The organism is Pseudomonas sp. PA27(2017) (assembly GCF_001945445.1).
Classification (GTDB): Bacteria; Pseudomonadota; Gammaproteobacteria; order Pseudomonadales; family Pseudomonadaceae; genus Aquipseudomonas.
This window is the reverse complement of sequence record NZ_MSXW01000016.1, coordinates 187,003-211,121: the sequence shown is the minus strand read 5'-3', so window position 1 is coordinate 211,121 and position 24,119 is coordinate 187,003. Positions and strand designations below refer to the sequence as shown.

Below are 24,119 nucleotides of genomic sequence, written 5' to 3'. Positions count from 1 at the left end.
CTCATGCCCTCCCGTTCGCAGCAGCGCCGCCATGATCACCGTCGTGCAGGCCCTCCTTGGGCGCCGACAGTGGCCGTGCCGGGGTGTGCCGGGTGCCCGGCCCGCCGTCGTCCTGATGATCGCCCTCGCCGGTGACCGGCCCTTTGCGCACCAGGCGCATCACGTAGCCGAAGCCGGCGCCGAACACCGCGAAGTACACCACCACGAATAGCACCAGGGTCACGCCCAGCTGCGCGGCGCTGTGGGCCGACACGCCATCGGCGGTGCGCATGATGCCGTAGACCACCCACGGCTGACGGCCGATCTCGGTGGTGAACCAGCCGGCGAGGATGGCGATCAGCCCGGACGGGCCCATCCACAGGCAGAAGTACAGGAACGGGCGCGACCGGTAGAGGCTGCCGCGCCAGCGCAGCCACAGGCTCCACACGCCGGCGAGGATCATCAGCAGGCCCATGGCGACCATCACCCGGAACGACCAGAACACGATGGTCGAGTTGGGCCGATCCTCCCTGGCGAACTCCTTGAGCGCTGGCACCTGTTTGTCCAGGCTGTGGGTGAGGATCAGGCTGCCCAGGTACGGCACCTCGATCTTGAAGCGAGTCTCCTCGCGCTCCATGTCCGGCCAGCCGAACAGGATCAGCGGCGTCGGCTCGCCGGAGCTGTTGTCCCAGTGGCCTTCGATGGCGGCGATCTTCGCTGGTTGATGCTCCAGGGTATTGAGGCCGTGGAAGTCGCCGATCACCGCCTGGATCGGCGCCACCAGCAGGGCCATCCACAGCGCCATGGAGAACATCTTGCGCATCGCCGGGGTGTCGCGCCCGCGCAGCAGGTGCCAGGCCGCCGAGGCGCCGACGAAGAACGCGGTGGCCAGGAATGCGGCAGTGGCCATATGGGCCAGGCGATACGGGAACGACGGGTTGAACACCACGGCGAACCAGTCCACCGGGATCACCCGACCGTCGACGATCTCGAAGCCCTGGGGCGTCTGCATCCAGCTGTTGGAGGCGAGAATCCAGAAAGTCGAGATCAGCGTGCCGACCGCCACCATCACCGTCGAGAAGAAGTGCAGGCCCGGGCCCACGCGGTTCCAGCCGAACAGCATGACGCCGAGAAAGCCCGCCTCGAGGAAGAACGCGGTGAGCACTTCGTAGGCGAGCAGCGGCCCGGTGACCGAGCCGGCGAAATCCGAGAAGGCGCTCCAGTTGGTGCCGAACTGGTAGGCCATCACCAGGCCGGAGACCACACCCATGCCGAAGTTGACCGCGAAGATCTTCACCCAGAAGTGGTAGAGGTCACGATAGACCGTCTGCCCGGTTTTCAGCCACAGGCCTTCGAGCACCGCCAGGTAACTGGCCAGGCCGATGGTGATGGCGGGAAAGATGATGTGAAAGGAAATGGTGAAGGCGAACTGGATGCGCGCAAGATCCAAAGCCTCTAGGCCGAACATGGACGTGCCCCTCGATCAGAGTTAGTTATCGACTTCTTCTACGCCACCTATAAAAACTACCTGCGTTGTCAGCACTGCGTTAAAAACAAGCTCAAAATGCTCATTTACAACTCGTAAACTCCGCTTTCTCGCTTGTTTTTGCCTTGCGCTGACTACCTCGCCTACGTTTTTAGAGGCGCCTTGTTATGCGTGTACCGAAGACAGCCAAGGCGAAAGGCGCCTTGATCTGGATCAATGGATCGCTTTCAGATTACGCCTCGCCACGCCACTTACCAGCGTGGCTGGATGCCGCGCGACAGGCTGTCGCTGCGGCGTTCTGACTTAGTTCCGCGCGCTCGGCACAACGTGCGCGTCATCGGATGAAGGGCTAGCAGGCACTTGCTGCATCAGGGAGCAACGGCACTGCAAAAGAAGGCGAGCGCGGCGGCGAATCGCCACCGCCGGGAGATGGCCGAGGTTGTTGGCCCGCTCAGGCGAACCGACTCGCCGGCCGGGCCAGGCCGAGGGTGTCGCGCAGAGTCTGACCAGGATATTCGGTACGGAATAACCCCGAGGCCTGCAAAGCCGGCACCACGCCTTCGAGGAACAGATCGCCCTGCGCTTCCAGATACGGCGGCAGGATCACGAAGCCGTCGCAGGCACCCGCGCGGTACCACTCGGCGAGCTGTTCGGCGACGCCATCGGGCGAGCCGACCGGTGAGAAGAAGCTGAGGCTCTCGGCGTAGCGCTTGCCCGTTTGCCCGACCGTCAGGCCCAGCTCGATAGCCTGTTCGATCACGTACTGAAAACGCCCCTTGCTGCCGGTGATGGCCTCGCGGATATCCGGAAAGGGCCCCTCCTGCGGGTACTGCGCCAGGTCGTGGTTCATGCTGGCGGACATGAAGCTCAACCCCGCCTCGGGGCGAATCAGCTCCTTGAGCAGACGATCCTTGGCCAGCGCCGCTGCATGGGTTTCGCCCACCACCGGCACGATGCCGGGCAGGATCTTCAGCGTGTCCGGGTCGCGGCCATGGCTGCGTGCCTTGTCCTTGAGCAGACGGTAGAACGCCTTGGCGCGCTCCAGTTGCGGATGCACCACGAACACCACTTCGGCGTTCTTCGCCGCCAGATCGAGAAACGCCTCGGACACCCCGGCCTGGATCAGCACCGGCTGGCCCTGGGGCGGACGCGGAATATTGATCGGCCCCTTGATATCGAAGAACTCGCCGCGGTGGTGCAGGTAATGGAAGGCATCCGGGTCGGCGAACACACCCCGCTGTGCGTCGAGCAGCAGCGCCTCGTCGCCCCAGCTGTCCCAGAGTTTCTGCACCACATCGATGAACTCCCCGGCACGGGCATACCGCTCGGCATGGCCGTAGTGCTGCTGACGGCCGAAGTTGCGTGCCTCGCCATCGCTGACCGAGGTCACCAGATTCCAGGCCGCACGACCGCCGCTGATGTGGTCGATATTGGCCAGCATGCGCGCCGCGCTGTAAGGCAGCGCATAGGACGACGACACCGTACCGCCCACGCCGATGCGATCGGTCACCGCTGCCAGAGCGGACAGCAGGGTCAGCGGCTCGGGCCGCACCACCGGGCGGTAGCGCACCGTTTCGGCGAAGTGACCGCCATAGTTGTCGTCGATCGACAGTTTGTCGGCCACGAACAGCATGTCCAGGCAGGCCGCCTCGGCGCGTCGGGCGATGGTCTTGTACAACGGCCAGTCGACCGAGCCGGTGGAGGCCGAATGCGGGTGCCTCCAGCCACCTTGGTGGGTACCGGCCTCCAGGTACAGCGCCAGGTGCATCATGGCGCTCGCTCCGCGAAGAAGCTCGCCTCGATCACGCTGTCCGCCGGGAAGCTCCGCGGGATCAAGCCTTCACGCTGATACAGGTCGATGGTCGCCTGCTGTAGCGCGCGCACGGCGGCGAGGTCGGTCTGCGGCGTGTTGACCTCACGCTGCACCTTGCCCAGCACCACCGCCTGAGGCAGCTTGAGCAGGCTGGCAATGGCCTTGGCGTAGGGCTCGGGATGTGCCGCACCCCAGACCCGCGCCTGGGCCAGCCGTGCGGAGAAATCCTCGAGTTCGGCGCTTTTGCTTTGCAACGCCGTATTGGCGGCCACCAGGTAATTCAGGCTCGGGTAGTCCTTGCCGTCGGCGAGAATCTTTGCGCCGCTCTGCTGTACGGCGAAGGAAACGTAGGGCTCCCAGGTGGCGACGGCATCGACGCTGCCGTTGCTCAAGGCCAGGGTCGCCTCCGAGGGCGTGGTGTTGACGAAGGTCACGTCGCCTGGTTTCAGCCCGACACGCGCCAGGGCATTGAGCGCCAGCGCCTGGCCCGATGAACCTTTGACCGCGGCGATCTTCTTGCCCTTGAGGTCGGCGACCGAGACGATACCGGCATTACCGCCGATGATCAGCGCGTTGCCCAGGTAGCTCGCCGCCTGAATCGCCTTGGCCTCCAGCCCGGCCGCTGCGGCGAAGGTCAGCGGCGCTTCGCCGACCAGGCCTCCATCGAGGTGGCCGGCGCGCAAGGCTTCGAGCAGCGGGGCGGCGTTGGGAAACTCGCGCCACTGGATCTGATAATCCAGACCATCGAGTACGCCGGCCGCCTCCATGACGGCGCGCGCATTGCCTCGCTGGTCGCCGATGGTCAGCTCAGCGGCGGAGACTGCCAGCGACAGGGTGGACAGCAACAGGGCCGACAGGCCGGTGCGGATCTTCATTGAACGGCTCCAACAGGAAATAAGTGGATGCTCACCAATCGCTGCCCTGCCCCAGCAATTGCAAGGCGTGATGACGCAACTCGAGCAGACGCGGATCGTCGCGGCGACGCGGATAGGGGCGCTCGACCTCGAGCTCGGCCAGCACCCGCGCCGGGCGCGCCGAGAACACCAGCACGCGGTCGCAGAGCAGCAGCGCCTCCTCGACGTCGTGGGTTACCAGCAGCGAGCTGTAGGCCTGCTGCTGCCAGAGGCGAATCAGCTCGCTCTGCATGGCGATGCGGGTCAGCGAGTCGAGCTTGCCCAGTGGCTCGTCGAGCAACAGCAGGCGCGGCTCGTTGATCAGTGCGCGGGCCAGCGCCACACGCTGCGCCATGCCGCCGGAGAGTTGGCGCGGGTATGCCTCGCGAAATTCCAGCAAGCCAACCTTGCGCAGCGTTTCGTCGACCCGATGCTGCTGCTCCCGGAGCTGGCCGCGCGCCTGCAAGCCAAGGGCGACGTTGTTCCACACACTGCGCCAGGGGTAGAGCGTCGGGTCCTGAAACACCAGCACCCGCGAGTGATGCGGCCCGGCAAGCGCGGCGCCGTCGGCCAGCAGGCTGCCGCTCTGCAAGCTCTCCAGGCCGGCGACCAGACGCAGCAGGGTCGACTTGCCACAGCCGGACGGCCCGAGCAGGCCGACGCTTTCGCCGGGTGCCAGACGCAGGTCGACCTTGTCGAGCACCGGCAGGCGGCTGTCGCCCAGATCGAAGGCATGGCTGAGGCCGCGGACATCCAGGCTCATGCCAGCAGCCTGAGGCGTGTGAGCGGTTGCGACGTTCACCATTTCACCGCCCCCTTCTGCCAGGACAACACCCGGTCACGAACGATGAACAACGGGGTGATCAGCCCTGAGCAAAGCAGCGCCATCACCAGCAGCGCCGCATACATGTTGGCGTAGGCGGCCCAGCCCTGGGCCCACTGCAGGTACCAGCCGAGGCCTGCCTTGACGCCCATCATCTCGGCCACCACCAGCACCGAGAACGAAGCGCCGAGGCCCATGAACAGGCCGACGAACACGTGGGGCAATGCAGCCGGAATCGCCACCCGCCAGACCAGAAAGCGCGAATTGGCACCCAGGGTTCGGGCCACCTCGTAGTACGCCTTGTCGACGCTGGCCACGCCGGACCAGGTCAATACCGTGACCGGGAACCAGGTCGCCACGGCGATCAGGAACACGCTGGCACTCCAGCTGGTAGGGAAAAAGAAGAAGCAGATCGGCAGCAGTGCGGTGGAGGGAATCGGCCCGAGGATGCGCAGCACAGGATGAACCCAATAGCCGATGCGATGCGACCAGCCAATCGCCACACCCGCGATGAAACCGGCGATGCCGCCCACCACCACGCCGTTGACCAGCAGCCACAACGAATGCAGCAGGCTTTCGCCAAGGCGAAACCAGTCATCGACGAACACTTCGATCAGCGCCTGGGGCGGCGCGAAGAACGGCACCGGCAGCAGCACCACCTTGGCGGTGACCAGCAACCACACGCCAAGCAGCACGGGTAGCGCCGCCAACCAGGCGCCTGCCGGGCGCAGGCGCTCCACCAGCCGACCGAACGGCCCCGGCAGAATACCGAGCAGCGCCAGCAGCCCGCCCACGCCAGCGCCGACATAAGCCAGCTCCCGGGTGAAGGGCCAGGGTTTGCCACCATCGGGGTAGAACGCGGTGAACAGGGCGAAGGCTATCCAGGCCAGCGCTGCCAGCAGGCCGCCGCGCCAGAGTGGCGTGGCAACGCGCGGCTGCGCCTGGCGTTGCTCAAGCGAATACGTCGGCATGGATACTCTCCGCGAATTCCAGGGGATCGGTACGCGGACGCAGCACCTCGACGTTCTTCAGGTCGCGGGCGTACACCGCAATCTCCTTCACGAAGGTATTTCCCACCGAGTAGTAGCCGTGGGTGTGCTCCGTGAGGATGGCGTGCACCTCTTCCTTGGAGGTGTTGATGGCGAACTTGAGAAACTCCTCGGCCACCGCATCGGGGTTGCGCGACGCCCAGGCATGGGCCTGCAGGATCGAATGGGTGATGGCCGCCGCCACCGGCGTGTCGTTGCGCGCCAGCTCACCGCTGACCCCGACCACGCAGCAGCTCATGTTGGCGTACTCCTCGATCATGTTGGTCGCCAGCTCGGCGAAGCCTGGTTGCTGCTTGACCCGGTACATCAGCGGGTCGGAGCCGCTAGCGGCCTGGATCTCGCCCTTCTCCAGGGCGACGCTGAGCAGGTCGATGGGGTACACCCGCCAGGTCACGTCGCGCACCGGGTCGACACCATGGCGTTTGAGCATCAGCGAGAAGAAGTTCTTGTCCGCCGCGGCCATGTCGGTGACGCCGATGGTGGTGCCCTTCAGCGCCTCGAAACTTTTCGGGCCGTCGTCCAGGGTCAGCAAGCGCAGGCAACCGCCGTGGGTGCCGGCGGTCAGCTTGACGTCGAAGCCCTGCTCCAGCGCCTTGAGCCAGCGCAGCGCCATGCCTGTGGCGGCATCGGCTTTGCCGGTGGCCATGGATTCGAGCAGCACCTCGGTGGAGTTGCCGAAGTTGACGAACTCGACCTCCAGATTATGGCGCTTGAAGATGCCCTGGCTGTCGGCGACCGCCACGGGCGCCAGGCACACGGCATTGAGGTTGGTGGCCAGCTTGATCTTGCGCGGCTCGGGCAAGACCCAGCGATCGCTCTCAAGATCCAGACCGCTGCCAACCGGTTGCGTGCCGTGGCCGGCATGGGCACCGTGGCCAGCATGACCGGCATCGGCCCAGGCGAAGCGGCTGGCGAACGCCGCCGCGGTGGCGGTACCCGCCAGGGCAAGCAACTGACGACGGTTGAGCACAGAGATGGGCATGGCGCCTCCATAAGAGAGTCGTGCATGCGCCGCGTGGTCGGGTAGCGTGCGGATAAGGTGCTTCGGCAGGCTTTTGCAGCCAGCGTCACAGGGAAGGCCTTAGACGGTATCGGCTTGACGATCCACAGGGAAATTCAATTTAGGCATAACCTAATATGCCAAACGAGAAAGTTAACCCATCCGCTATCCCGAGAACCCCGGCACCATTAGCGAATTGCCAACTGCCAGACGTGGCTTATCGCAACGAGCCACCGTCCTACCCCGCGCTATTCCAAATGCCGCTCCACGGAGAACCTGCCGAATGCCTTGCCTGCCCCCGTACGCCCTGCGCCCACGTCACCTGCTGGCTGCCAGCCTGCTAGGTTGGGCGGCGCTGCCTGCCGCCCATGCCGAAACCGCGAAGGGCAGCCTGCAGCTCGAAGGCGTACAAATCACCGAGCAGGCGCTGACCGAGCAGCAGGCGGCGGAGGAGCAACTCGAGCGAGTACCCGGCGGCACCAATCTGGTTGATATGGCTCGCGTCGAAAGAGGCCGCGTGGCCGGCAATGCCGATGTGCTGGCCTACCAGCCGGGCGTGTATGCGCAGTCGCCGGGTAACGAGGGCATCAAGATCGCCATCCGTGGCTCGGGCATCAACCGTGGCCCCGGCTCCCATGCCTCCGGCAACCACATCATGCTCGACGGCCTACCGCTGACCGGTTCCGGCGGCACGCCCTACGAGCTGCTCGAACCCCTGTGGCTAAGCCGCGCCGAAGTGCTGCGCGGTGCCAATGGTTTCGACAAGGGCTCCCTGGCCCTGGGTGGCGCCATCGACTACATCACGCGCACAGGCCGTGATGCCGACAAGTTGCAACTGCGCTATGAAGCCGGCAGCCACGGTTACCAGAAGCGCAGCGTCAGCTCCGGCCAGGTGCTGGGCGATTTCGATTACTACGTCAACGTCACCGACAGCCGTTACGACGGTTATCAGGATCACGCATCAGGCAAGGGCCAGGGCGTGGCCGCCAACATCGGCTATCGCCTCAACGAAAATCTGGAAACGCGCTTCTACCTGCGTTATCGCGAGACCGAGCACCAGGTGCCGGGGCGCCTGAGCAAAGCGCAGATCGAGCACGACCCACGGGCGGCGGCTACCAATAACCTGCGCATCGATGCGCACCGCGATCAACCCGGCAGCACCTGGCTGGCCAACAAGACCACCTGGCAGATCGATGACGATTCCACCCTGGTGGCTGGCCTGGCCTATCACCATTACCCGATGGATATCATCGAGAACAGCTCGCCCAACGGCAACACCTATCGGGTGCGCGTGGACTACAGCGACGTGAGCGGCACCCTGAACTACACCCGTCGCCACAGCCTGTTCGGGCTCGACAGCAGCACCACCGTCGGTTTTCGTAGCACCACCAACTTGCCGAGCAGCAAGTCCAGGGAGAATGCCGCGCTGCCGATCAACGTAGGCGGCACCGCCTACCCGGCCGGCACCCTGATGCGCGCCTACGAGCACCTGGGTTCGGACAACGTGCTGCATATCGGCAACGAAACCGAGCTGGCCCCCGACCTGTGGCTGACCAGCGGTCTGGCGCTGATCTATACCCGCCGTGAAGTAGAAGTGACCTGGCCAGCCACCGATGACAAGCTCAGCGAGCACACTTGGGATTACGCGCCGCGTATCGGCCTGCGCTACCAGCTCAACCCGGACGTGCAGCTCTACGGCAATGTCAGCCGCTCGGTCGAACCGCCCCACGCCTGGTCGATGCTCTGGAGTTCGCCGCTGCGTTTCCCCAACAGCAACCAGCCGTACAGTGCCCGCCAGCGCGCGCCGATCTCGCTGGATAACCAGACCGCCACCAGCGTCGAAATCGGCGGCCGTGGCGACTCGGCCCTGGGCCAGTGGGATGCGGCCTATTACTACTCCCTAGTGCGCCACGAACTGCTGACCGTACCAGTGGAGAGCAACGTGTTCTCCGAGGCAAACGCCAGCCCCACCGTCCACCAGGGCATCGAGCTGGGCCTCGATAGCCCGCTGTGGAATGGTGGCGCAACTGGCGCCCTGGCCTTGCGCCAGGCCTACACCTTCAGCGACTTCCACTACCGCGACGACGGCGCCTTTGGCGACAATCGCCTGCCCGGCCTGCCCCGCCACTACTACCAGGCCGAGCTGCGCTACGACCACCCGAGCGGCTTCTACGCCGGGCTCAACACCCAGTACGCCTCCAAGGTGGCAGTGGATTACGCCAATTCCTATTACGCCGATGCCTACGCGATCTTTGGCGCGACCCTGGGCTACGCCTCGCCGAAAGACGACTGGCAAACCTGGCTGGACCTGCGCAACCTGACCGACAAGCGCTACGCCGCCACCGTCACACCGGGCTACGACGACAACGGCGCCGACGCCGCCCGCTCGACTCCGGGCGAAGGCTTCGGGGCGTTCGTCGGGGTTTCCTACAGCTTCAACTGACCGATTGCTCGACGGCACGCCGAACGGCTCGCGCTCAAATAGCAATAATTGTTATTTACGAATCATTGACAAATGCCTATCCTCTGGCCGCTTCCGCCAGCCAGAGGATTCACCGTGTCGACTGCCGCGCTCCAGGCCAACATTGCCGCTGTTCGCGAGCCTGCCCAGGTCAACTGGCAAGGCATCGACCTGGGCTGGGCCTATAGCGACCTGCTGATCAGCCTTAGTCGACGTACCCGCTGCGTGCAGCGCGCCTACGATGTGCTGCACGACGCCCTGCTGCGCTTCGCCCTGGCCCAGCACCGCCGGCCCGTCGAGCAGCCCAACGCCTACCTGCGCCGAGTTGCGCATTCGGTGCTGATCGATTGCTACCGCAGCGAATCGCGCCTGGAATCGCTCGAAGATCAGAACCCCGAAGACGTGGCACCAGGCCAGGTGGCGCCCTCGTGCGAGCACCTGCTCGATATCCAGCAACGCCTGCAGGCCCTGCAGCGCATCCTCGACTGCCTGCCGGAGCGCTGCGCCCAGGTATTCTGGATGGCGCGCATCGAAGGCTACACGCAGCCCGACATCGCCACGCGCCTGGGCATCAGCCTGAACATGGTCGAGCGCCACATGATGCGCGCGCTGATCGATCTGCGTCGCGCCCGCGACCTGCTGCAGCCATGAGTGACGCCACCACCCAGGCGGCCGCCTGGTTCCTGCGCATCCGCGGTGACGCCAGCCTGGCGCAGCAACCGGCCTTTCGCAGCTGGCTGGCGGCGAACCCCGAACATGCCGAGGAGTACAGCGCCTTCGAAGCGCTGTGGAATGACTTCGGCAGCACCAGCCGAACCGAAGCCCTCGCCCAGGCCATGGAGCACCAGCAACGCGAACGGCCAGGCTACCTGCGCCGCGGCGCCTGTGCGCTGCTGCTGATGCTGGCCGCCGCTGCCGGCTGGCTCGGTTACCGGCTGAGCCCCCAGGAAATGGCACTGCGGACACCGATCGGCGAGCGCCAGCAGATCACCCTGCGTGATGGCAGCGAGCTGCAGCTCAATGCCGCCACCGAAATCGACGTGCGCTACAGCTGGCGCCAGCGCCAGGTCGATCTGCGCCAGGGTGAGGCACTGTTCGACGTAACGCGCAACCCGTACCGGCCGTTCGTGATCGACAGCGGCCTGGCGCAGATCACCGTGCGCGGCACCCGCTTCGTGGTCAACCGCCTGCCGGACCGCCTGCGGGTCAGCGTCGACCACGGCCTGGTCGAAGTGGCCAGCAGCCGCCAGCCCGATGAAGTCTGGCAGGTCGGCGCCGGCCAGGTGATCGAGGTCGATGGCGCAGGCCATCTGCATAGGGTCGACCTGGCCGCCAGCAATGCCTTGGCCTTCACCCGCGGCAACCTGGTGTTCGAGAACGCCGACCTCGGTGAAATCGCCGCCAGCCTGTCGCGCTACCGCGAACGCCCGGTAGCGACCCAGGCGACTTATCCACAGCCGCGCATCAGCGCCGTGCTGCAACTGAGCGATGTCGAGGACTTCATCCGCGCCCTGCCGAACATTGCCCCGGTGCGGGTCAGCGAGGGCGCGCAGCACACCGAACTGCGCCCGCGCTGACGACCGTTCGTCGGCCACGCATCAGGGGAAATCCACCGAGCGCCGTCAGTCAGGCATCCCACTCCCGACTCTGAAAAGGATGTCCTGATGCCCCACTCTTCCCTGCGCAACCTGCTGGCCGTCGTCAGCGTCGCGCTGGTGGCGCCTGCATTGGCCGCGCCGGTCGAGCTCAACCTGCCGGCCCAGCCATTGAGCGTGTCCCTGCGCCAACTGGGCGAAGCCGCCGGCCTGAGCATCGCGGCAGACAGCAGCCTGACCGGCCACCTGCAGGCGCCCGCCGTGAATGGCACGCTGGAGCCAACGGTGGCGCTGCAACGGCTGCTGGCCGGCAGCGGCCTGAGTTACCAGCACGCTGGCAACACCCTGATCATCACCCGTGACGACCTCGGCAGCTCGCTGCAACTGGACGCCACCAGCATCACCGGCACGGGCCTGGGCGACACCACCGACGGCACCGGTTCCTACACCACCGGCTCGACCAGCACGGCGACCAAGCTGCCGCTGACACTGCGCGAAACGCCACAGTCGGTAAGTGTGATCAGTCGCCAGCGCCTCGATGACCAGAACCTCACGCAGCTCACCGACGCGGTGCGCCAGGCGCCGGGGCTGAGCCTGCATCAGGGCGGCAACAGCGGCTCGGACAGCAGCCCGATCTACTCCCGCGGCTTCGAGGTGGAGAACTACCAGATCGATGGCGTGCAACTGCTCAACAGCAGCTATGCCTCGATCTTCCAGAGCAGTGACCTGGCGATCTACGACCGTATCGAAGTGATCCGCGGTGCCACCGGCTTGACCAATGGCGTCGGCACGCCCGGCGCGACCATCAACTTGGTGCGCAAACGCCCCACCAGCGAATGGAAAAGCAGCATCGGCCTGAAGGCCGGCTCCTGGGACAACAATTCGATCGAACTGGACAGCGGCGGCCCGCTCAACGAAAGCGGTACCGTACGAGCGCGTATGGTCGCCGCCTACCGCGACGCCGGCTCGCATATCGACCGCCTCAACGAGCGCCACAAGGTGCTCTACGGCATCGTCGAGGCCGATCTGACGCCTGATACGCTGCTCACCGTAGGGGCTGACGTGCAGCACCACGACGCCAACAATCACGCGCGCCTCGGCCTGCCGCTCTTTTACAGCGATGGCTCGCGTACCGACTGGTCTCGATCGGATTCGGCCGCCACCGCCTGGGGCTACTCCGAGCGGCACTACACCAACGGTTTCGCCTCCCTGGAACACCAGTTGAACGAGAACTGGAAAGCCATGGCCACCTTCAACCGCGGGCGTTACGACTACGACGAGGTGATCGGCCATGCCTCGGCCTGGGCCTTCCCCGACCGCCAGACGGGAACGGGCGGTCAGACCTACGGCGGACGCTGGGCGGCCAAACCGGTACAGGACAGCCTCGACCTCAATCTGAGCGGCGCCTTCGAGGCCTTCGGCCAGCGCCATGACCTGATCATCGGCCACGCACGTCAGCAAACCCACTACAAGGCGGATAACTACCGGCTCTGGTACATGGGCTCGATCCCCAGCTATTACGGGTGGGACGGCAAGACACCAGCCAAGCCGGACTTCGAAGTGACCGGGCGCACCGATTACAACGAGCGCCAGGAATCCACCTACGGCAGCGTTCGCCTGCGTGCTACCGACAAGCTCTCGCTGATTCTCGGTGGCCGGGTCACCGACTGGCAGAGCGTGCAGAAGACCGATAACTATGGCTCGGACGATGAGGTGTCGCGCCGCCAGGAGACCGGCGTGTTCACGCCTTTCGCCGGCCTGGTCTACGACCTCGACGACACCTGGTCGGTCTACACCAGCTACACCAGCATCTTCAAACCGCAGAATCGGCGTACGGCGAGCGGGGCGTTCATCGACCCACTGGAAGGCAAAGGCTACGAGGCCGGCATCAAGGCCGGGTTCTTCGAAGACCGCCTGAATTTCTCCACGGCGATCTACCAGATCGAGCAGGACAATCTTGCCGTCGCCATAGACGGGCAGACGGCCCCCAATGGTGACCAGGCCTACCGCGCCGAATCCGGCACCAAGACCCGCGGTTTCGAGGTGGAGTTGACCGGCGAGCTGCTACCGAACTGGCAACTGAGCACCAGCTTCTCTCGCAATATCGTGCAGGACTCCGACGGCCGCGCGCTCAACACCAACATCCCGCAGAACACCGCCAAGCTGTTTACCAGCTACCTGCTGGAAAACATCGGCAACGGCCTGACCCTGGGCGGCGGAGTGAACTGGCAGAACGCGGCCTATACGGACGGCTCCGGCCCGAACGGCGTGCGCTTCACTCAGGACAGCTATGCCGTCGTGGACCTGATGGCCCGTTACCCCATCACCGAACAGCTCAGCGCGACGTTCAACGTCAACAACCTGCTCGACAAGGAGTACTACACCGGCACGTCCACGGCCTACTACGGCACACCGCGCAACGCGACGCTGGGGCTGCGGTTGACGTTCTAGTTGGCACGAGCCCGAGGACAGCAGTCCTCGGGCGTCACGATTCGTCGCGATGAGCAGGAGTTAGAAATCCAGAGTGGCCGATACCTTGAGCGTACGTGGCTCGCCCTGGGTCAGGTAGCCGCCGTTGGTGGAGGCCCAGTAATCCTTGCCTGCCACGTTTTCCACGCCAGCACGCAGCGTCACGCCACGCTGCTCGACCTTGAAGGCGTAGCGGGCGCCAAGATCGACACGCGTCCAGGCCGGGATGCTGTAGTTATTGGCAGAATCGTAGAACTGCCCGCCGGTGCGCAGCAGCAAGCCGTTGAGCGCGAGACCGGGAACTCCCGGAACGTCCCAATCCGCGCTCAGGTTGAACTGAAACTCGGGCACGCCGACAGCGCGGTTACCCTCTGTGCCACTGACGCCACCGCTCAACTCAGAATCGATCCAGGTACCTCCGGCCAGTAAACGCAGGCCTGGCATCGGCTCACCAAACACGCTCAATTCAACGCCCTGGTTACGCTGTTGTGCGTCCACCCGGTAGTTGCCATCGCCACCCAATACGCCCTGCGGCAACTCGATGCGATAGACACCGAGGCTTCCACCGTAGAGGCTCCAGTCCAACTTAATGCCAGCCTCGGTCTGCTTGGCTCGATAGGGTGCGAACACCTCATTGCGATTATTGGCAGTAGACGGAGCCGTCTGTCCCTGCTGCAGCGACTCGATCCGGTTGGCGTAGAACGACAGGTACTCGGTGGGTTTGACCACCAGCCCATAGGCCGGCGTGGTGATGCTCTCCTGATAGTTCGCGGTACGGGAGCGGTTTGCGGCACTCCAGGCATCCGAGCCAATGGACTGTCGGCGAGCGCCCAGCGTCAACAACACACGGTCATCGAGAAACCCCAACGTATCGGACACAGCCAGGCTACGGTTCTGCACCTTGGCCGTAGTATCCGGATCATGGATATCGCCCGCCCGGGTAGTGGCCACCGGCTCGGCAACGACTACCGGATCATAGAGATTGCCGAATCGGCGGCTTCCTGCTGCCGTGGACTCGAAAGCGTTTTTCTTTTCCGTCCACAGGCCGTTAACCGCCAGGTTGAGCTGATGGCTCACCGGGCCGGTGCTCAAACTGCCCCGCACGCCAGCCAGCGCACTGCGAGTCTCCTGGTCGAGCGGCGAATACAGTCGCCCTACGCGGGCGGCACCGTCCATGGCGTAAACATAGGTAGAACCATAAATGCCGTTCTCGCGGGTGTACTTGCCGCCCGCAGCCAGGTAGGCGGTCCAGTTCTCGCTCAGGTCATACTCGGCACTGGCCATCGCATAGGTGTCTTCCAACTGCGACCAGCTCCAGGGTTGTGCATAGTTACCCTTCGAGTCCGGCGCTTTCGGTACTTTGCCGTTCAGTAAGGTCGTACCAGAGAGATCCAGGTACACCGGAGAACGCCCTTCGTTGACCCGCTGCTTCTGGTAGCCGAAATCGGTCGAAACCCGCAACCTGTCACCCCGATAGTCGAGACCGACTGCCGCCAGGGTGAAGTGCTTGCTTTCGTCGTCGATGGCACTCTCGCCTTCACGCTTGGCCAAGTTGACGCGCACACCGAAACGATTGTCCTCGCCGAAACGCTGGCCAAGGTCGATGTGCGTACCGACCCGGCTGTCGCTACCGTAGTCCACGGTCATACTTCGGGTCGGTGTGTCCTCAGCATGTTTGGACACGACATTGATCGCCCCACCGATGCCGCTCCCTCCGGGCGCAAAGCCATTGAGAAAGGCATTGGCGCCCTTGAACACTTCGACCCGCTCGACGGACTCGGCCGAAATGATCTGCCGCGGCAGGATGCCGTACAGGCCGTTGAAGGCGATATCGTCGCTATACAGCTGGAAACCGCGAATCACGAACACTTGCGAAAAGTTGCCGAAGCCGTAGGACTGTCGCACAGCCGAATCGCTGTTGAGGACGTCACCCAGGCTCTGCGCCTGGCGATTCTTGATCAAGTCGGAGGTATAGCTACTGAAGCTGAACGGCACATCCTGCATATCCTGATTGCCCAGCATGCCAATCCGCGCGCCGCGGGCGACCTGGCCACCGGCGTACTCGACCGGCAGATCCAGGCGCCCATCGGCCTGGCCGCTGACGGTGGTGGCGTCGAGCTGCAGCGAGCCGGCGTCACTGCTCAGCGGCACCAGGCTGACCGTGCCGTCGGCGCCGATCAGATAGCTCAGGCCGCTGCCCTGCAACAGCCGCTGCAGGCCCTCGTCCACCGAGTAGTCGCCCTTGAGGGCCGGCGCCTGACGCTCGCCGGGGGTCAGACTGGCATCGTAGAGCAAGCGCACGTTGGCCTGCTCGGCGAAGTCGGTCAGCGCTGCGTCGAGCGGCTGGGCCGGAAGGTCGAACTCCAGGGCCGAGGCACCGGTGGCGGCGAGCAGCAGGTGGGCGGTGGCGATGGCTTGCCAGAGAGGAGTACGCGTCAGGCGCATGCTGAATTTCCTGTGTTCTGCATAAGGTCATGCGAAGAAGTCGCATTTGCAGAGAGGAAGACGAAACACCCGCACGTTTCTGAACCGCACCCACGATTATTTTCCTGCGCCCGCCAATGCTGCGAATCGTGCGGCGGCGGATCAGGCCCGGCTGACCAGCAATAAACCGGGCAGGCGCATTAGGCGTACCGGCAGGGCACTTTCGATGGCGCGCAGCACGGCCTGGGGGTCGTCATGGGCGAACACGCCGGTAACCTTGAACTCGCGCACGCTGTCATCGAGAAAGATCACCCGCTGGCGCTGGCTGCGCTCCAGCGCGGCGAACACCTCGCTCAGCGGCTGGGCGCGAAACACCAGCTTGCCCCGCTGCCAGGCCAACTGCTGACGGGCATCCAGTGGCTGCACCGCCTGCAGGTGATCACCGCTCCAGCGCACCTGCTGGTTGGCGCCCACTGGCAGCGGCTGGTCCGTTGAATCGCTGGCCTGTACCTGCCCCTCGGTCACGGCCAACACCACGTCGCGGCCATCGTAGTCGACATCGAAACGCGTGCCGGTGACCCGAATGCGCGCCGGCCCCGCCTCGACGATGAACGGCCGGCTGGCGTCCTTGGCGACCTGCAAATCCACCTCGCCGCGGTACAGGCGTACTTCCCGTCGTCCTTTGCCGAGCGTCCAGTCCAGCGCCGTGGCGCCATTGAGGGTGAGGATCGAACCATCGTCCAGTTCCAGGGTGCGTACTTCGCCGGGCGCCGTCGCCACGTCGGCGTACCAGCCGAGCCAGGCGCCCTGGGGTAGCCACAGGGCCAGCAGCAACAGCGCGGCACTGGCCATCGGTACGCTCCAGCGCAGCGCGCGGCGTCGGCGCGCCGGCCGCCGGGCTGGCGCGGCAACGGGCTGCACGGTCGCAGGCTGCTGCACCTGGCCCAGCAATGCCCAAAGCCGATCCACGTCGCGGGCAGCCTGCTCGTGAGCCGGCGAGCGTTCGCGCCAGGCTTTGGCAGCCAGGTGATCGGCCACCGTGGCGCGCCCGGAATGCAGCAGTACCTGCCATTCCCTGGCCTGGGCGAGAAGCGAAGCGTCGGCGGTCACGGCATCCAATCCATTTTCTGCTGGCAGTGTTCGAGGGCCTTGAGGATATAGCGCCCGGCCATGCTTTCGGAAACTCCGAGGCGCTGGCCGATCTCCTTTTGCGTCAGGCCGTCGAGGCGATTCCACAGCAGCGCCTGGCGCAGGTGGGGTGGCAAGTCCTCAAGGATACCCTGCAGCCGGCCGAGCTGCTGCCCGTCACCCACGATCTGTTCGGGGCCGGGCTGCTCGCAAGCGAGCTCCACCGGGACGTCTTCCTGCACGGGCCGCGCCTGCTGCTGACGTAGGTGATCGATGATCAGGTTGCGGGCGATGCGATACAGAAAGGCCCGCAGGTTGCCCACTTCGTCACTGCCACGGCGCTGGAAGCGCAGCCAGGTTTCCTGGCGCAGGTCGGCCGCCAACTCGCTGCACTTGACCTGCCGCGTGAAGAAACGCAGCAGCTCGCCGGCATGGCGCTGGAACTGGCCGTCTTGGGCATCGCTGTCGCGGGGCGGGCGCACTCGGGGGATCTCGTGCCGGGAAAGGGTTGCGAACATATATCCGCTGCGAACAATTTTCAATGCGATGCGACGGGCAGCCTTCTACCGCAGTCACGCGCCTGGAATCGGTAACGCCCTTATACTGCGCAGCCTGCAGGGAGTGACCCATGTTCCGTGATGCCTGGCGCCATGCGCCAACCCACCGCAAGGTCTGGGCGCTGGCGGCGCCGATGATCCTTTCCAACCTGTCCGTACCCCTGGTGGCGCTGGTCGATACCGCGGTGGTCGGCCACCTGCCCCATGCGCATCAATTGGGCGCCGTGGCGGTGGGCAGCAGCCTGTACATCCTGATCGTCGGGGTGCTGGGTTTTCTGCGCATGGGCACCACCGGCTTCGCCGCCCAGGCCTGCGGGCGCGGCGATGGTGGTGCGCTGCGCCAGGTGCTGGTGCAGGGCCTGCTGCTCGCCGCCCTGCTGGCACTCTTGCTCGGCGCGCTGGCGGTTCCCTTGAGCGGCCTGGCCTTGGGCCTGATGAACCCGTCGGCCGAACTTGATGGCCTGACCCGGGATTTCCTGCACACGCGGCTGCTCGGCTTGCCCGCAGCGCTGGCCAACTACGCGCTGATCGGCTGGCTGCTCGGCGCCCAGAACGCCCGCGCACCACTGGTGATGCTGCTGGTCACCAACCTGCTGAACATCGTGCTGTCGCTGTGGTTCGTGCTCGGGCTGCACTGGGAAGTAGTCGGCGCCGCCCGCGCTGCGGTGCTGGCCGAATGGGGCGGTTTGCTGGTCGGCCTGACGCTGGCGCGGCGCGCCCTGCGTCGCCACCCGGGCAACACCCGTTGGGCGGCGATGGCCCAGTGGCAGAGCTGGCGCGCGCTGCTGGCGGTGAACCGCGATATCTTCCTGCGCTCGCTGGCGCTGCAGGCGGTGTTCCTGCTAATCACCATCCAGGGCGCGCGGCTGGGCGACGCCACGGTGGCGGCCAACGCCCTGCTGCTCAACGGCCTGTTGATCACCGCCTATGCACTGGATGGCCTGGCCCATGCGGTCGAGGCGCTATGCGGCCATGCCATCGGCGCACGGGATCGCCTGGCCCTCAAGCGCAGCCTCATCGTCGCCGGTATCTGGTCGCTGCTGGCCAGCCTGGTGTTCGCCGTGGCATTCGCCGTCGGCGGCCACCTGTTCGTCAACCTGCAAACGGATATCGCCGCGGTGCGCGAGACCGCCGGCCACTATCTGCCCTATCTCGCCCTATTGCCACTGTTCGCGGTGTGGAGCTACCTGCTCGACGGCCTGTTCATCGGCGCTACCCGCGCCCGCGAAATGCGCAACGCCATGCTCGTGGCCCTGGCCATCGGCCTGCCGATCGCCCTGGCGCTGCAGGGGTTCGGCAACCATGGTTTGTGGATCGCCTTTCTGGCCTTCATGGCCTTGCGCGGCCTGGCCCTTGGCGTGCTGGCTTGGCGGTTGGCGCAGCGTGATCAGTGGCTGGCGGCGCCGGGCAGTTAACAGGAGATTGACCTGCACTGGGGTGCTTAGCACCTGAGCGATAAGATGACCGGTTCAGCCGTCAGCCCGGCACGCCATCGGCGCCCAAGAGCGAGCGCACCAGCGCCGTCCAGTACTGCACGCCCAGTGGCAGCAAGGCGTCGTTGAAGTCGTAGCGCGGGTTATGCAGCGACGCGCTGTCCTGCCCGTTACCCAGCCAGATGTAGGCACCGGCGCACGCCTGGGACATGAACGAAAAGTCCTCCGAAGCCATGCTCGGCGGCAGGTCGCGGTGCACCCGACCGCTGCCCAGTACCTCTTCGAGCACGGCCGCGCACCGCGCCGCATGGGCCGGGTGATTGACGGTCGCCGGGTAACTGACACGGTAGTCCAGCTCGGCGCTCAGGCCGTGCAAGGTGGCCACCGAGGCGATCACGTCGCGCAGCCGTTGCTCGATCGTGGCACGCTGGCCCATGTCGAAACAGCGCAGGGTACCGCGCAGTTGCACCTGCTCGGGCATCACGTTGTAGGTGTCGCCGGCATGGAAGCTGGTGACGCTGAGCACCGCGGGCTGGTGCGCCTGGTTCTCCCGTGCGATCAGCGCCGGCAGCTGGGTCACCAGTTGGCAGCCGGCCAGCAGCGTGTCCTTGCCCAGATGGGGCATGGCGGCATGGCAACCCTGGCCACGCAGGGTCAGGGTGAAGATGTCGAACGCCGCCATCACTGGCCCCGCATGCACGGCTGCCTCGCCGACCGGCAAGCCCGGCCAGTTGTGCAAGGCGTACACCGCCTGTACCGGATAGCGCTGGAACAGGCCGGCCTCGATCATCGCCCGCGCGCCGCCCTCGTTTTCCTCGGCCGGCTGGAAGATGAAATGAACGCGCCCGGCGAAATCCGCCTGCGCGGCCAATGCCTGGGCCGCCCCCAGCAGCATGGTGGTGTGCCCGTCGTGGCCACAGGCGTGCATGCGGCCGGGGTGGCTGGAAGCATGGGCGAAAGCGTTGAGCTCCTCCACGTGGAGGGCATCCATGTCGGCGCGCAGGCCGATGGCCGGGCCATCGCCACGCGTGCCCTGCAGCGTGGCCACCACGCCGGTACCGGCAATGCCGGTCTCTACGCTCAGGCCCCACTGGCGCAGCAGTTCGGCGACCCGGGAACTGGTGCGATGTTCTTCGAAGGCGGTTTCCGGATGGCGGTGAAAGTCGTGCCGCCAGCTTTGCAGTTGCCCGGTATCCAGCGTATCGATAGTGCTCATGATCGTCCTCTCTCCTGGCATCACAGGTAACCGAAGGCCGTCGCCGGCTCCTTGTCGGTTTCCACCCACACGCTCTTGATCTGGGTGTATTCGCGCAGCGCATCGACGCCACTGGAGCGACCGTAGCCGCTGTGCTTATAACCACCGAACGGCGACGCCACGTTGATCGTCTTGTAGCCGTTGATCCAAAAAGTCCCGGCGCGCACGGCATTGGCCAAGCGGTGGGCGCGGCCAACGTCGCGCGTCCACACGGCACCCGCCAGGCCGAACGGAGTGTCGTTGGCGATGGCGATGGCTTGCTCCTCGTCGTCGAAGGGAATCACCGCGACCACCGGCCCGAACACTTCAGTGCGTGCGATGCTCATGTCGTTGCGCACATCAGCCAGCACGGTGGGATGCACGAAGTAGCCCTGTCCGGCCTGGGGTGGCGTGCCCACCAGCCGCGCGCCCTCGCGTTGCGCCTGCTCGATCAGCTCGCGCACCTGTTGATACTGGGCCTGGTTGCAGATAGGGCCGATCTCGGTGCCGTCGCTCTCGGGATCACCGACGCGGATGCGCGCGGCGCCAGCGGCGAAGCGCTCGACGAAGGCGTCATGGATGCTGCGCTCCACCAGCAGGCGCGAGCCAGCCACGCAACTCTGCCCGGCCCCGGCGAAGATCGCCGCCTGAGCACCGAGCACGGCACGGTCGAGATCGGCATCTGCGAAGACGATATTGGCCGACTTGCCGCCCAGCTCCAGTACGCACGGCACCAGATGACGTGCCGCCGCCTCGGCGACCTTGGCGCCGGTCGGCACCGAGCCGACGAAGACCAGCTTGTCGATCTGCCCGGTAGCCAGGGCAGCCGGCACCATACTGTGACCGTAACCGGCCAGCACGTTGATGACGCCCGTCGGGATGCCGGCCTCTTCGGCGAGTCGCGCCAGTGCTAGCGAGGTGAACGGCGTCAGCTCGGAGGGTTTGAGCACCACCGCGTTACCCATGGCGATGGCCGGAGCAATCTGCCAGCCGGCGGTAAACAAAGGCGCATTCCAGGGAGTGACCTGCAGCACCACGCCTATGGGCTCACGCCGCGTGTAATTGAGGTGCGAGGTCGGTACCGGGATGACCTCGCCATGCAGCTTGTCGGTCCAGCCGGCGTAATACTCGAACATTTCCGCCACTTTCATGGCCTCGCCGCGGCAGTCACGGATCGGTTTGCCAGAGCTGACCGACTCCAGGCGCGCCAGCTGTTCGGCGCTGGCGCGAACACGCTGGCCGACCGCGAACATCAGGCGCCCGCGCTGGGCGTGAGTCATCGCCCACCAGCGTGCCTGCCCGTCACGGGCAGCGGTCACGGCGGCTTCGGCAGCCTCGGCACCACCGTCGGCATAGGTCAGGCTGTCCTGACCGCTAGCGGCTTGCTTGAGAGCGATGGGCTGCGCACTACCAGCGTGCAGGTGCCCGGCGATGTAGGATCCCACCGACTGCCCTTCGGTGAAGAACACCCCAAAAGCCTCGGTGATTTTCTGCTCGGCGCTGTTCATCGCTGTTCCTCGTAGTTGACGATGCAATTGAAGTCGTCGGCATCGGCGATCGCCGGCGACGATGTTTGCCAGAGGCGCAACGCTTCCTCGGCCAGCGGCACGCCGGCGCCGGATCGGGCGATCAGGTCGGCCGCCAGGCGCAGGTCCTTACGCATCAGCTTCATGGTGAACCCCGAATCAAAGGCGTCGTTGAGTATCCAGGTGGGGTAGTTCACTTCTGTCACGCCGCTGCGGCCCGAACCGGCGTTGATGCCCTTGAGGATTTCCTCGGGCTCCAGACCGGCTCCACGGGCGATGCGCATGGCCTCACCAGCGGCAAGCAGGTGCATGCCGCACAGCAGGTTATTGAGCAGTTTGGCCGAATGCCCGGCGCCCACCTCACCGACCCGCACGCGTTTGCCGGTCAGCGCATCGAGCACCGGTGAGAGCTGTGCCAGCACCGCTTCATCGCCGCCCAACAGCATGGTCATGGTGCCGCCATGGGCCGCCTTAGGCCCACCACTGACGGGGCCGTCGACCAGCGTCAGCACGCTGTTCACCAGCGCCTCGGCAATGCGCCGCGTGCTGGTCGGATCGGCGGTGGAGGTGTCGAGCAGGATGGTCGGCTGGCGAACGTGGGCGACGATTCCCTCCTCGCCCAGCACCACACGTTCGATGATGTCGGACGTCGGCAGCGACAGCACGATCACCTGCGCCTGCGCCACCAACTCGGCTAGCGAATCGAACAGCGTGACGCCCTTGCCGGCCAGCCTCTCGCGGGCGGCCTGTGACGGGTCGAAGCCGCTGACGGAGAAACCGGCGCGCTGCAGGCTCAGCGCCATGCCGGCGCCCATGTTGCCCAGGCCGATGACGGCAACGCGCTGAATGTCTGGAAATGCTTGGTTCATGATCTCTCCTGGTTTAAAGCGTATGCACGAAGAACTGCGCGATGAACGCGGCGCCGAGGAACACGCCGGCATTGGCGAGCAGCGACACGACCACGATGCGCCAGCCCAGACGGCGGAATGCAGGTAGGTCCTTGGCCAGCGACAAGCCGGCGAAGGTCAGCATCGGTGTAATCAATGCCAGGAAGCTCACCTTGCCGGTCAGTTCGCTGACCACGCCGGCCAACGGGAAACCAGGAAAGGTCATGCCCATGGCCACCAGCGATACCCAGCACACGGCTGGAATCTTGCGGCCCAGACCGCGGTAGACGAGATCACCGATGATCACTGCGCCGATCATCAGCGCCACACCCGGAAGGGCCTCCAGAATCGGTACACCGAAACCGACCCAATTGCCCAACAGCACCATGGCCCCGACTACGGCCCAGGCGAGCAGACGCTCCAGCCACTTGAGATCGGGCACACTCATGCCGGCGGCGGCACGCTCCATCTCGCTCGGGGCCGTGGCGACTTCACCGCTATGCCGGCGCCCCAGCACTGGTTCCAGCACGCGGTAGGCCCAGACAGCGAACGGCAGGGAGACGAACAACGTCAGATAGGTGCCCAGCGTCGTGGCAATCAGATTGCTGGCAGCGGCGAAAGCCGCCACGTCCTTGGCCATCTCGGGCGTCTGTTGCGCGGCGATGGCGCCCACTGCGGCGGCCGTCATGCTGCCCGACCCAACCCCGGCGCCCATGGCCAGGGCCAGGGGATGGAACACATTGAGGCTGGTGACGAAGCCGGCGAAGATCGAGATGAAGATGGCGCCGATCAGCGTGCCGGTCACGTACTCGGCGAGTACGCCACGGCCCTCGGCCGAATCCATGCCGAACTTCTCGCCAATAATCGCCAGGCCCGGTTCACGGCCGATGGAAAAAGTCGCACCGACGGCTTCGCGCTTGATGCCCAGCAGCAATGCCACCGGCATGCCCAGCAGCACGCAACCGAACAGATTGCCGAACTCCTGGAGCAGCAGGCCCCAGCCCGCTTCGGCCAACTTCGGTAAGGCCCCGCCGACCAGCAGCCCCAGTTTAGCGATGAAGATCAGCAGCGCCGGCTGCAAAATGGCGGACGCCTGGAACTGCATGGGCAGATCGACACGGGCGACGCCAGGCAAGCGGCTATGCCAGATCCCCAATGCCAAGCCCATGAGCAACGCCCATATCATCGGCAAAAGAACCACCTTGCCAATACCGAGTGGGATAGACAGTGGCCCGAGCGCTTCCGCGATCAGAACAATGACGATAGCCAGCACATACAGCCGCAACTGACTGACGTTTTGCTGCGAACAAGCAGAAATAGGAGGCATAGGCGTTCCCCTTGACGCGCCAGCGCATGGGCACT

At 65.4% G+C, this 24,119-nt stretch carries 18 protein-coding genes; 5 read left to right on the top strand and 13 right to left on the bottom strand.

What is annotated here, in order from left to right; all coding sequences use genetic code 11:
• Position 1 precedes the first annotated feature (1 nt).
• From BVH06_RS09025 to BVH06_RS09000, 6 genes are all read right to left on the bottom strand, one after another.
• Positions 2-1,447, bottom strand: coding sequence for a cytochrome ubiquinol oxidase subunit I (locus BVH06_RS09025; protein ID WP_075932278.1), 1,446 nt, complete (start codon positions 1,445-1,447; stop codon positions 2-4).
• Between the two features lie 469 nt (positions 1,448-1,916).
• Positions 1,917-3,236: an LLM class flavin-dependent oxidoreductase gene (locus BVH06_RS09020; RefSeq protein ID WP_218189493.1), complete on the bottom strand. Its 1,320-nt coding sequence runs from the start codon at positions 3,234-3,236 to the stop codon at positions 1,917-1,919.
• Positions 3,233-4,153, bottom strand: a complete 921-nt coding sequence (locus BVH06_RS09015) for an aliphatic sulfonate ABC transporter substrate-binding protein (RefSeq protein ID WP_075933833.1) — start codon at positions 4,151-4,153, stop codon at positions 3,233-3,235. The genes BVH06_RS09020 and BVH06_RS09015 overlap by 4 nt, the downstream gene beginning before the upstream one ends.
• A gap of 31 nt (positions 4,154-4,184) precedes the next feature.
• Positions 4,185-4,976: an ABC transporter ATP-binding protein gene (locus BVH06_RS09010; RefSeq protein ID WP_075932280.1), complete on the bottom strand. Its 792-nt coding sequence runs from the start codon at positions 4,974-4,976 to the stop codon at positions 4,185-4,187.
• Positions 4,970-5,965, bottom strand: a complete 996-nt coding sequence (locus BVH06_RS09005) for an ABC transporter permease (RefSeq protein ID WP_075933832.1) — start codon at positions 5,963-5,965, stop codon at positions 4,970-4,972. Before BVH06_RS09005 ends, BVH06_RS09010 begins: the two co-directional genes overlap by 7 nt.
• On the bottom strand, positions 5,946-7,025 hold the full coding sequence (locus BVH06_RS09000; RefSeq protein WP_075932282.1) for an ABC transporter substrate-binding protein: 1,080 nt from the start codon (positions 7,023-7,025) through the stop codon (positions 5,946-5,948). Before BVH06_RS09000 ends, BVH06_RS09005 begins: the two co-directional genes overlap by 20 nt.
• Before the next feature lie 301 nt (positions 7,026-7,326).
• Between BVH06_RS09000 and BVH06_RS08995 the strand changes: the two genes are divergently transcribed.
• The 4 genes from BVH06_RS08995 (at position 7,327) to BVH06_RS08980 (ending at position 13,550) form a co-directional block, all read left to right on the top strand.
• Entirely contained in the window at positions 7,327-9,486 is a 2,160-nt protein-coding gene (locus BVH06_RS08995; protein WP_075933831.1) for a TonB-dependent receptor domain-containing protein, read from the top strand.
• A gap of 114 nt (positions 9,487-9,600) precedes the next feature.
• Complete coding sequence (locus BVH06_RS08990; RefSeq protein ID WP_218189492.1) at positions 9,601-10,155, top strand: RNA polymerase sigma factor; 555 nt, start codon at positions 9,601-9,603, stop codon at positions 10,153-10,155.
• The gene (locus BVH06_RS08985) at positions 10,152-11,081 is read left to right on the top strand and encodes a FecR domain-containing protein (protein WP_075933830.1); all 930 of its coding nucleotides are present in this window, start codon (positions 10,152-10,154) and stop codon (positions 11,079-11,081) included. Before BVH06_RS08990 ends, BVH06_RS08985 begins: the two co-directional genes overlap by 4 nt.
• An 87-nt stretch (positions 11,082-11,168) precedes the next feature.
• A complete protein-coding gene (locus BVH06_RS08980; RefSeq protein WP_083651948.1) occupies positions 11,169-13,550 on the top strand; it encodes a TonB-dependent siderophore receptor in 2,382 nt (793 codons plus the stop codon).
• A gap of 60 nt (positions 13,551-13,610) precedes the next feature.
• Here BVH06_RS08980 and BVH06_RS08975 read toward each other — a convergent pair whose 3' ends face one another.
• The 3 genes from BVH06_RS08975 to BVH06_RS08965 form a co-directional block, all read right to left on the bottom strand.
• A complete protein-coding gene (locus tag BVH06_RS08975; protein WP_075933828.1) occupies positions 13,611-16,013 on the bottom strand; it encodes a TonB-dependent receptor in 2,403 nt (800 codons plus the stop codon).
• A 141-nt stretch (positions 16,014-16,154) separates the two neighbouring features.
• A complete protein-coding gene (locus BVH06_RS08970; protein WP_083651945.1) occupies positions 16,155-17,102 on the bottom strand; it encodes a FecR domain-containing protein in 948 nt (315 codons plus the stop codon).
• Positions 17,099-17,602, bottom strand: a complete 504-nt coding sequence (locus BVH06_RS08965; RefSeq protein WP_256562819.1) for an RNA polymerase sigma factor — start codon at positions 17,600-17,602, stop codon at positions 17,099-17,101. The genes BVH06_RS08970 and BVH06_RS08965 overlap by 4 nt, the downstream gene beginning before the upstream one ends.
• A 146-nt stretch (positions 17,603-17,748) precedes the next feature.
• Between BVH06_RS08965 and BVH06_RS08960 the strand changes: the two genes are divergently transcribed.
• Complete coding sequence (locus BVH06_RS08960) at positions 17,749-19,092, top strand: MATE family efflux transporter (RefSeq protein ID WP_075933827.1); 1,344 nt, start codon at positions 17,749-17,751, stop codon at positions 19,090-19,092.
• Positions 19,093-19,153: 61 nt separating this feature from the next.
• On the opposite strand, the gene BVH06_RS08955 is transcribed toward BVH06_RS08960, so the two are convergent.
• Genes BVH06_RS08955 through BVH06_RS08940 form a run of 4 tightly spaced genes read right to left on the bottom strand, consistent with a single transcriptional unit; the run spans position 19,154 to position 24,084 of the window.
• Positions 19,154-20,326 (bottom strand): M20 aminoacylase family protein, encoded by a 1,173-nt coding sequence (locus tag BVH06_RS08955; protein WP_139315600.1) that lies wholly within the window; start codon positions 20,324-20,326, stop codon positions 19,154-19,156.
• 20 nt (positions 20,327-20,346) lie between these two features.
• Positions 20,347-21,852: an aldehyde dehydrogenase family protein gene (locus BVH06_RS08950; RefSeq protein ID WP_075932288.1), complete on the bottom strand. Its 1,506-nt coding sequence runs from the start codon at positions 21,850-21,852 to the stop codon at positions 20,347-20,349.
• On the bottom strand, positions 21,849-22,739 hold the full coding sequence (locus BVH06_RS08945; protein ID WP_218189491.1) for an NAD(P)-dependent oxidoreductase: 891 nt from the start codon (positions 22,737-22,739) through the stop codon (positions 21,849-21,851). Before BVH06_RS08945 ends, BVH06_RS08950 begins: the two co-directional genes overlap by 4 nt.
• Before the next feature lie 13 nt (positions 22,740-22,752).
• Positions 22,753-24,084 (bottom strand): DUF3100 domain-containing protein, encoded by a 1,332-nt coding sequence (locus BVH06_RS08940; RefSeq protein WP_075933826.1) that lies wholly within the window; start codon positions 24,082-24,084, stop codon positions 22,753-22,755.
• Positions 24,085-24,119 lie beyond the last annotated feature (35 nt).